This window comes from Aliivibrio sifiae (assembly GCF_002954705.1).
Lineage (GTDB): Bacteria > Pseudomonadota > Gammaproteobacteria > Enterobacterales > Vibrionaceae > Aliivibrio > Aliivibrio sifiae_A.
Genome location: NZ_MSCO01000003.1, coordinates 209,835 through 216,211 on the forward strand (window position 1 = coordinate 209,835; position 6,377 = coordinate 216,211).

Consider the following 6,377-nt stretch of genomic DNA (forward strand, 5'->3'; position numbering starts at 1 on the left):
TTGGCCACAAGCTCGCTTGCTGAGTTCAGAGGTATTAGTTGTAACTTACATACTTAAGTCAACACTTCTGAATTCTGCTAGCGAAGCGATCTGAACTCTGTTTTTTACTCTTAGCTCTTCAGGACCATAGGACCGCTCTTCCCATCTCTTCCGCTTTTATCTAGTAAACCACGGCGATCTCTCATCCGTCAATTCATACAACTCATGCTGTTTATTTAGCATCTGTCCACCATCGCGTGTCAGTGGCTGCCAATTAAAGTTCGCACGGTTCTTACTTGGTTTCACTGTCATAATGTCGAATGGGATCGAAATATAGAATCCTTTGGTGTAACTACCTTCACCAAACTCCTCAGCAGATAAATCGGTAAAGCTTGCATACGCACCGGCGATAACGCCAGAATCAAACTGTTTAGAGAAATCAACACGCGTCCCTTTATCGCCCGCCAAGAATTGACCAACGCCAACTTTAAGCAATGTATTCTTTAAGAAAGTCCATTGTGGCGCATAGTAAGCGGTTGCAAACCCCGTTACGCCACTAGAGACAACAGTATAATCTCGGCCATACTCTCCACCATCTTGTTGGTCTTGCTCGTAAAAACCAAACCACTCACCCGGAGTACGTTGTTTAATATAAGTCGCATCAACGCCGAACGCCCAATTTGAATTCAATGGGCGATACATTACTTCAGAGCCGATACCACCAAACATACTTTCTAAATAACCACCGTAAACTTGGCTATAAAAACCAGAGCCATACTCTTCAAACCAAGTCAGTTGAAGGCTATTCATACGCACCGGGTTTTCATGAACATAAGCACGGAACATAGTACGAACACGAGGAACCGAAGTGCCATCAGGTGGCGTAATGTAATTAAACTGGTCATAGTTATCAACCAAATTAAAATACAAACTGCCAGAGGCTTGCACCTTATCAGTTAACCATACCGAGCCTGCTGTATTAATCCCAATTGCATAAAGGTAAAAGTTTTCAGCACTGCCAATAGATTGCGCTAAGGTTGGCGAAATAGAGTAATCCCAACGCTCAAGGTTATCGCTTTTAAGTTCGCTTTCTAAAGGTGAATAAATGACTTCATCGGTTTGGCTTGCATCGGTAATATCGGCATCGAAATAGTCGTTATTCGCCACTTTTTTATACTGTTTAGCGTCAATCACCGTTTCAGACACTGGCATCGATTGATTGGTTTCAACAATACGATAGGTAGAAATAGTCGCGGGAACGTTGTTCGCTAGAATACGAGAAGCACGATCATGGGCTTCATCGCTATCACGGTATTTGTTTTGCTCAGCGACAATCGTGACTGAATCTTCATTCGCGTAAATTTTGCTTTCTTCATAGCCAGCGTTACCATTTAACTCTTGGTTAACGCGTTTCCAATCAACGTCATCAATAGAGTCATGAGTTGATTCGTCATAAGGTTCGATAGGTTCATCACGCCAAATCGCTTTCATGCTATTAAAATTAGTACTTATGTTTACCCCAAGCGTAAGCGTATCTCCACGCTCGTAACTCACCTTAATATCGCCCCAATCACCTAAGCCATACAGAACACCAAAGTTCCAAGGGGTGTGTTGAGTCATATCGACTTTACCGCGAGTTACAGGGAAGTCTTGGCTGTAATCATTACTGTCATACTCCACCTTTAAGCGCAGTGGTTGATAAGGGGTTTGATATTCTAAACCACCATAAATAGCGGCAGGGCCTTTAAACCAACGTTCAAAAGAAACGCTACCACCTCTATCTTTTGTTTCAGTTGAACGAGAACAAAATTTATCTGACGCTTTACAGAAAGGGTTGGTAATATTGCCACTTTGGCCTAAGTAACCCCAGCCCATGCCCACCGTCACATCAAGGTTGCCGAATCGTTTGGTTGCCGCCACAAATTCGCCATCAAATAGACCTGTGCCACCAAAATCACGAACCCCTACTGATGTTTCAGGCAGCCATTGGCTCTCTTCCAGTAAACGGATTTTAAAATCAATGCCTTTATCGGTGTATTTAGTGCCGCCACTGAAGCTTTCGTCACTGCTATACAGTAAATCTTGCACCAAGGTGTAACGAATGGTGGTTTCTAACCATGGCATCACCTGCAAAGAAACATTGTAGTGGTGGTATTCATTATTAAGTGTTGCGCCAATATTGAACTCGCCTTCAGGCGCCATACGGCCAGATGGCATTTGCATTAAGCCCACGCCACCAAAATCCGTTTGTGAGGTAGATAACGTAACTGGTTCAAACTCATTAGCCAAAGCTGAATAAGGCAAAGAAGAGGCAATAACCCCCGCAATAAGGGAGAGAGAAAACTTAGGAGCCATCATAATTAAAACGCCTTATTACGAAGCAATTGAACAATAGAATCATTTAAAGAAGAGTAATCAGCAGGGAGGTCGGCAAAAGGGATAAACACAATAGCCCCAGGCGCTAAATACACCGGATTGTTTTGCCATACCGAAAACTCAGTGTGTTGAACCTCACCATTAGGCTGAATAACATAAATAATGGAGGTGTCAGCAACCGAAGAAAGAGGCAGTGTTTCAAAATAATCATCAATAATGGCATGTTCAATTAATGGCAATTGAATACTTTTATCTGAATCAATGGCACCAAAAAAAGAAACGCTAGTAGGACGATCTCCTAAAAATAGCTGGTAGTGACCAGATAAAAGAGGATTGGCTTTGTCATTAATTCGCAGTAAATCGAGATCAAATGACGTGAAAATACGATTAACAAACGATGCTTGCTCTAATTGTAAAATGAGTTGCGTCGCAGATTTATCATATTTATTTTTAGATGAAAAGAGTGATGTCTCTCGAGAAAGTGAAGATAGCGAGTCAATCACGTTATTTCGCAGATCTTCACTGTTTTTTTGTTTATTTTTATCGCCTAACACCACGCCTAAATTATAAAAGTCAGCCTGAGTATTTGCATCAACAGCGACTTGAGACAACCTGACTGGCTGGCTGTAATTAAGCTCTACACCTTGTTTAACTAAGGTTACGGTGAGTGGTTTTTTTGCATCAGAGGCGTGCTCTGAGGTGTTTGCAACACTGTAGGTCGAGACCGACAATGTAAGCAGAATAAATAAAGAAGAAAGGAAACGCATAATCACTCCGAGCTGCCTGACGTGTTGATTTTATATGGCTTATAAAGCAAAAGGTTTTAAAATTGTCATTTCAATATCACCCATATCAGGGCCTAAATATTGATGAGATTTCACCACGTTCGCATCACTGTCTATCCAATATTGATTGGTGAATGACGCGCCTAAAGAAGGGATAGATACCACCTCTACAATCTCAGTAACCTCTTTCTCCCACACCGCCGTTTTTAATTGTGATGTTTTTCTTAATACAGGTGTAACAGTCGCTTCATAATTGAATAAATAGCGATTATCCGTCTGCCAATCATAGCGGGCAGACCAAATCGTTTGTTTTTGGTTTATTGAAGCAAAAGAAGGTAAAGAAAGCTGGGTTATAGGAGTTATCGCGGTTAGGTTTTTTTGTGCTAAACCAAGGGTTTTTACTATACGTCCGTCCTCAGTTACCACCATCGCTTTATCTGAAGAAAGCCACTTTAATTGCATTACCCCTGTTTTAGGGTTTGGCTCTGCAAACGCCAATACCATAAAGAGTTTAGCGCCACCATTAATGCGTACAAAACTGCTCGCATAAGGTAATTCAGAAATTTCTTGCGGAGAGAGAGTCACATCATCAGCCCCAAAAACCGCTTCATCAAGAGTGGCATTCACATCATTAAATTTTTGAGTACAAGCAGAGAGTGCAAAAGTGATAAGTAACGTATTAACAGTTTTGAATATAAATTGAGGCTTAAGAGCGGAAAACATGATCCTGAGGTCCTGTCGTATTTGCTGTAAAAAAACAGATAAATTAAAAGCTTATCTGAAGTTGACCATAGGACCATAGGACCATAGGACCGCAGTAATAAATACACAAAAACCATCAACCGAAGTTGATGGTTTTAATATACTTACAACAAAATAAGTGGATTATTTAGTCGTTACAGAGGTTGTCGTTGAGTCAGAACCTGAATCAGCAACAGCAACAACAGCAACAGTAGCAGCAACACCAACAGCGATAGCTGTAGTTGTAGCAGCACCAGCAGCAGCAGCAGAAGCGCCAGCAGTACCTGCAGCAGAACCTGAAGTAGAAGCAGCAGTTGTTGTTGCTTCACCAGCTGCAAATGCAGAACCAGCAGTCATAGCTAGCATAAGAGCGATAGCAGTCTTTTTCATGGAATGAACCTTATATATTTTATGTTACATGGTGAATATTTACTCAGTTCATGAGCAAACTTCGAGCAAAGTACCATATCAAGTTCTATATGGTAAATATAAAAATCATAGCTTATACAAAAATAAATTCCTTTATATGTTACAAATTCTCAAAAATGCCACCATAATTACCACTATTGATAGAGTTATCTATTGTTTTTTTGTTTGATTTATGCTCGTAAAATAGTGAGAGATATGTATAATGCCGCGCTTATAAATATCTATAATCGCGCTGAGAGGGAATGTGCCTAACTACCTCTGGGCGGTAGCGTCTCTAAATTTTGTCATCTCTAAGTTGAAATCATGCTCATTAGTAAAACACATCAATCGTTAACCGCTGGCGTATTCCTGTTACTGCTAAGTGGCTGTACTGTTTTTCCCGGTTCACACATGTCAACCTCAGACAAAAATAAAGTAGAAGAAGAGCAAAGCGAAGACGCGAAAGAAAACTATTCTACCGATGTAAATGTCTATGAATTAACGCCTCAAAAAGTGGCACAGTATCAAATTAAGCAAGCATCAGCACAAGCCAATACAGAGCTTGAACAGCAGGTGGCAAGTTATGAATACCGCGTCGGCCCTGGTGACATTTTAAATGTCACGATTTGGGATCACCCAGAGCTAACAATTCCTGCGGGTTCGTACCGTAGCTCAAGTGAATCAGGTAACTGGGTTCATGCAGACGGCACAATATTTTACCCTTACATTGGCACTGTTGCTGTTGCTGGTAAAACAGTGCGAGAAATTAGAGCTGATATTGCAACCAAATTAAGTAAGTTTATTGAAAGCCCACAAGTTGATGTCAACGTTGCTGCGTTTCGCGCACAAAAAGCGTACGTAACAGGTGAAGTTGATAAACCAGGCCAACAAGCTATTACTAACATTCCACTAACGTTATTGGATGCGATTAACCGTGCAGGTGGGTTAGCAGAAGAAGCCGATTGGCGTAATGTCACTCTTACCCGTAATGGCAAAGAAGAAACATTATCGTTATACGCATTAATGCAACGTGGCGATTTAAAGCAAAACCGATTATTAGAATCAGGCGATATTATTCATGTTCCTCGTAACGACACTCAAAAAGTGTTTGTGATGGGGGAAGTGAAAGATCCAAAATTACTTAAGATGGATCGCTCAGGCATGAGCCTAACCGAAGCGTTAAGCAGCGTGGGTGGCATTAATGAGCTATCGGCAGATGCAACTGGCGTATTTGTTATTCGCTCATCAAGCCCTGAAGATAAAGAAACCAGCATGGCTGATATTTATCAATTAAATATCAAAGATGCATCGGCGCTTATTATCGGTACAGAATTCGATTTAAAACCTTATGACATCGTTTATGTTACCGCCGCCCCAATCACGCGTTGGAACCGTCTAATCATGCAATTAATGCCAACCATCTCAGGCTTTAATGAGCTAACTGAAGGCGCATTGCGAGTTAAGAATTGGCCGTAAGGTAGAGCGGAAAATAAGGTAAGAGCGGTCCTGTGATCCTAAGGAGAGCTTAGAGCTTAATCTTAAATACATAGGACGGCTTTTATATGATGAGAACATTGGATTTTGAAAAATTAGAAGTGTGGAAAAAAAGTTCACGCTTGGCCGTCGATGTTGTTCGTGAGCTTGATGGTTGTCGTAATTATGGTCTTGTTGATCAGTTAATGCGAAGTTCATTATCTATCCCTTCAAATATAGCCGAAGGTGAAGAAAGAGAAACAATTAAAGAATCTGCCCGTTTTTTGTATTATGCAAAAGGTTCATGCGGTGAAATGATTACACAAATATACATAGCGACAGAGCTAGGCTACATATCAAAACAAAAGAGTGTAGTTTTCATCAGTGAAGCAAAACACATATCAGTGATGCTCGCAAAACTAATTAAAATAAGAAAAGGAATAGTAAGGTAGTGCGGAAAAGAAGGTAAGAGCGATCCTGTGGTCCTAGGTAGAGCTTAGAGCTTAATCTACGATCACTTTAAATACATAGAACCGCTCTTCCCGCTCTAGCTGATAGGACCGTATTTCCGTTCTTATTCTATAAACCCATTAAATAGGATGGGGAGGCAGTAAC

General features: G+C 40.9%; 6 protein-coding genes. 2 read left to right on the top strand and 4 right to left on the bottom strand.

All coding sequences use genetic code 11. The features are described from left to right. Positions 1-156 precede the first annotated feature (156 nt). The 4 genes from BTO22_RS18335 to BTO22_RS18350 form a co-directional block, all read right to left on the bottom strand. Positions 157-2,337 carry a YjbH domain-containing protein gene (locus BTO22_RS18335; protein ID WP_105056737.1) on the bottom strand — a complete coding sequence of 727 codons (2,181 nt, stop codon included), beginning with the start codon at positions 2,335-2,337 and terminating at the stop codon, positions 157-159. Positions 2,338-2,339: 2 nt separating this feature from the next. Then, complete coding sequence (locus BTO22_RS18340) at positions 2,340-3,122, bottom strand: capsule biosynthesis GfcC D2 domain-containing protein (RefSeq protein WP_105056738.1); 783 nt, start codon at positions 3,120-3,122, stop codon at positions 2,340-2,342. Positions 3,123-3,161: 39 nt separating this feature from the next. Further along, positions 3,162-3,863: a YjbF family lipoprotein gene (locus BTO22_RS18345; RefSeq protein ID WP_105056739.1), complete on the bottom strand. Its 702-nt coding sequence runs from the start codon at positions 3,861-3,863 to the stop codon at positions 3,162-3,164. Positions 3,864-4,025: 162 nt separating this feature from the next. After that, entirely contained in the window at positions 4,026-4,271 is a 246-nt protein-coding gene (locus BTO22_RS18350; protein WP_105056740.1) for a hypothetical protein, read from the bottom strand. Positions 4,272-4,613: 342 nt separating this feature from the next. Here BTO22_RS18350 and BTO22_RS18355 point away from each other — a divergent pair, with 342 nt between their 5' ends. After that, positions 4,614-5,765 (top strand): polysaccharide export protein, encoded by a 1,152-nt coding sequence (locus BTO22_RS18355; protein WP_105056741.1) that lies wholly within the window; start codon positions 4,614-4,616, stop codon positions 5,763-5,765. Positions 5,766-5,851: 86 nt separating this feature from the next. After that, complete coding sequence (locus BTO22_RS18360) at positions 5,852-6,214, top strand: four helix bundle protein (RefSeq protein ID WP_308727222.1); 363 nt, start codon at positions 5,852-5,854, stop codon at positions 6,212-6,214. The last annotated feature ends 163 nt before the right edge of the window (positions 6,215-6,377 follow it).

Coding starts and splice junctions, on each gene's coding strand:
- BTO22_RS18335 (WP_105056737.1), bottom strand. CDS start 2,337: ATGATGGCTCCTAAGTTTTCTCTCTCCCTTATTGCGGGGGTTATTGCC.
- BTO22_RS18340 (WP_105056738.1), bottom strand. CDS start 3,122: ATGCGTTTCCTTTCTTCTTTATTTATTCTGCTTACATTGTCGGTCTCG.
- BTO22_RS18345 (WP_105056739.1), bottom strand. CDS start 3,863: ATGTTTTCCGCTCTTAAGCCTCAATTTATATTCAAAACTGTTAATACG.
- BTO22_RS18350 (WP_105056740.1), bottom strand. CDS start 4,271: ATGAAAAAGACTGCTATCGCTCTTATGCTAGCTATGACTGCTGGTTCT.
- BTO22_RS18355 (WP_105056741.1), top strand. CDS start 4,614: ATGCTCATTAGTAAAACACATCAATCGTTAACCGCTGGCGTATTCCTG.
- BTO22_RS18360 (WP_308727222.1), top strand. CDS start 5,852: ATGATGAGAACATTGGATTTTGAAAAATTAGAAGTGTGGAAAAAAAGT.